Raw genomic sequence first — 2,620 nt, forward strand, 5'->3', positions numbered from 1 at the left:
GGGGACGTGGTTCTCGCCGCCCCGGGAATCGAACTCGAAGACCTCGAATCCCCGCCCTCGCCCAAGCCCGCACCGCGACAGGAGCACCCGGCCGCCGTCCGGGAAGGGCCTGCGGACGTGCCGGACGTGCCGGGCGGGCGTCAGGCGGCGAGGCCCAGGGCGGCCATCCGCTTGGTGTGCGCCTCGGTGATCCGGGAGAACATCCGGCCGACCTCGGCCAGGTCGAACCCGTCCGCCACGCCGCCCACCAGCATCGTCGACAGGGCGTCGCGGTCGGCGACCACCCGCTGGGCCTGGGAGAGCGCCTCGCCCATCAGCCGCCGGGCCCAGAGCGCGAGCCGGCCTCCGACGCGGGGGTCGGCCTCGATCGCGGCGCGCACCTTGGCCACCGCGAAGTTCCCGTGGCCGGTGTCGTCCAGGACGGCGAGCACCAGGTCCCGGGTGTCCGCGTCGAGCCGGATGGCGACCTCACGGTAGAAGTCGCTGGCGATCGAGTCGCCGACGTAGGCCTTGACCAGGCCCTCCAGCCAGTCGGAGGGAGCGGTCTGGCGGTGGAAGTCGTCCAGCGCCTTGGCGAACGGCTCCATCGCTCCCGTCGGGTTCTCCCCGACGGCCGAGAGGCGCTCGGTGAGCTGCTCGAAATGATGGAATTCCGCGGAGGCCATCTTCGCCAGTTCCGCCTTGTCGCCGAGGGTCGGCGCGAGTTTGGCGTCCTCGGCGAGCCGCTCGAAAGCGGCCAGTTCCCCGTAGGCGAGGGCGCCCAGCAGATCCACCACGGCGGCTCGGTACTGCGGGTCGACCGAGGCCGTCGACCAGCTTCCGGCGGCGATGCCGGTGGGGGCGGGGGCTTCGTCGGGCGTGCGAGCGGCGTTGTCAGGCGTCTCCATGGAGCGCACAATAGCCCGCACGGTGCTGGTGGTAAGGGCCCGGTCCACCACCGAGATCACACCGTTCCGATGAATTCGCCCAACACACATGCGCGAATCCGGGGTACAGTGGTAATGCGCCTACTGAGCATTTTCGTATGCCAGGGGCGCGCCCTTGAATGAGGATGCCCGGTCGGTGGCCCGATCGGCTCCGACCCGACAGCCCTCCACGCGGGTCGTACACACCGTACGACCGCAGATGAGGGGCCCCCTCAGCGGCACGAGCGCTCGAGCGACGGCAGTGGTCCCGCGCCACCCGCGCCCTCCCTGGGCCGGATGACCAACCCCGGCACGGTACGACCCCCAGCGTTCGCCTCGGTCCGCGTCTCACAGAAGAGGCAGCACCCTGACTACCTTCCGCGACCTCGGGATTCTCCCCGAGACGGCCGAGGCCCTCGAAGCCGTCGGCATCACGTCCCCCTTCCCGATCCAGGAGATGACCCTCCCCGTCGCGCTCTCGGGCAGCGACGTCATCGGCCAGGCGAAGACCGGCACCGGCAAGACGCTGGGCTTCGGCCTGCCGCTCCTGGAGATCGTCACCGTCCCCGCCGACGTCGAGGCGGGCCGGGCGGCACCCGAAAAGCTGACCGACGCGCCGCAGGCGCTCGTCGTCGTCCCCACGCGCGAGCTCTGCCAGCAGGTCACCAACGACCTCCTCACCGCGGGCAAGGTCCGTAACGTCCGCGTCCAGGCCATCTACGGCGGCCGGGCGTACGAGCCCCAGGTCGAGGCGCTGAAAAAGGGCGTCGACGTGGTCGTCGGCACCCCGGGCCGACTGCTCGACCTGGCGGGCCAGCGCAAGCTGGACCTGTCCCACGTCCGCGCCCTCGTCCTCGACGAGGCCGACGAGATGCTGGACCTGGGCTTCCTGCCCGACGTCGAGCGCATCCTCACGATGCTGCCGGCGAAGCGCCAGACCATGCTCTTCTCGGCGACGATGCCCGGCGCCGTGATCAGCCTCGCCCGCCGCTACATGTCGCAGCCCACGCACATCAACGCCACGTCGCCCGACGACGAGGGCACGACGGTGAAGAACACGACCCAGTTCGTGTACCGGGCGCACAACATGGACAAGCCCGAGATGGTCTCGCGCATCCTCCAGGCCGACGGCCGGGGACTGGCGATGATCTTCTGCCGTACGAAGCGCACCGCCGCCGACATCGCGGAGCAGCTGGAGAAGCGCGGTTTCGCCTCCGGCGCGGTCCACGGCGACCTCGGCCAGGGCGCCCGTGAGCAGGCGCTGCGCGCCTTCCGCAACGGCAAGGTCGACGTTCTCGTCTGCACCGACGTCGCCGCGCGCGGTATCGATGTCGAGGGTGTGACCCACGTCATCAACTACCAGTCCCCCGAGGACGAGAAGACCTACCTGCACCGCATCGGCCGCACCGGCCGCGCGGGCGCCAAGGGCACCGCGGTCACCCTGGTGGACTGGGACGACATCCCGCGCTGGCAGCTGATCAACAAGGCGCTGGACCTGAAGTTCCCGGACCCGCCGGAGACGTACTCCACCTCCCCGCACCTGTTCTCGGACCTCGGTATCGCCGAGGGCACCAAGGGCATACTGCCGCGTGCCGAGCGGACCCGTGCGGGTCTGCGCGCGGAGGAGCTGGAGGACCTCGGCGAGACCGGTGGGCGGGGCCGCAAGGCTCCCGCCTCGTCCGGCCCCGCCCGTGAGGCCCGCGAGGAGCGCCCCG

Annotated in this window: 2 protein-coding genes; one reads left to right on the forward strand and one right to left on the reverse strand. The window is 71.0% G+C overall.

All coding sequences use genetic code 11. The features are described 5' to 3' along the window. Window positions 1-140: 140 nt before the first annotated feature. Window positions 141-887, reverse strand: coding sequence for a ferritin-like fold-containing protein (locus ACWD3D_RS35885; protein ID WP_451464853.1), 747 nt, complete (start codon window positions 885-887; stop codon window positions 141-143). 475 nt (window positions 888-1,362) lie between these two features. Between ACWD3D_RS35885 and ACWD3D_RS35890 the strand changes: the two genes are divergently transcribed. Further along, on the forward strand, window positions 1,363-2,620 hold a 1,258-nt coding region (locus ACWD3D_RS35890; protein WP_451464854.1), incomplete at its 3' end, for a DEAD/DEAH box helicase.

It is taken from the genome of Streptomyces sp. NPDC002690 (assembly GCF_053592415.1).

Excerpts from the sequence above, each read along its gene's own strand:
- ACWD3D_RS35885 (WP_451464853.1), bottom strand. The coding sequence starts at position 887 with ATGGAGACGCCTGACAACGCCGCTCGCACGCCCGACGAAGCCCCCGCC.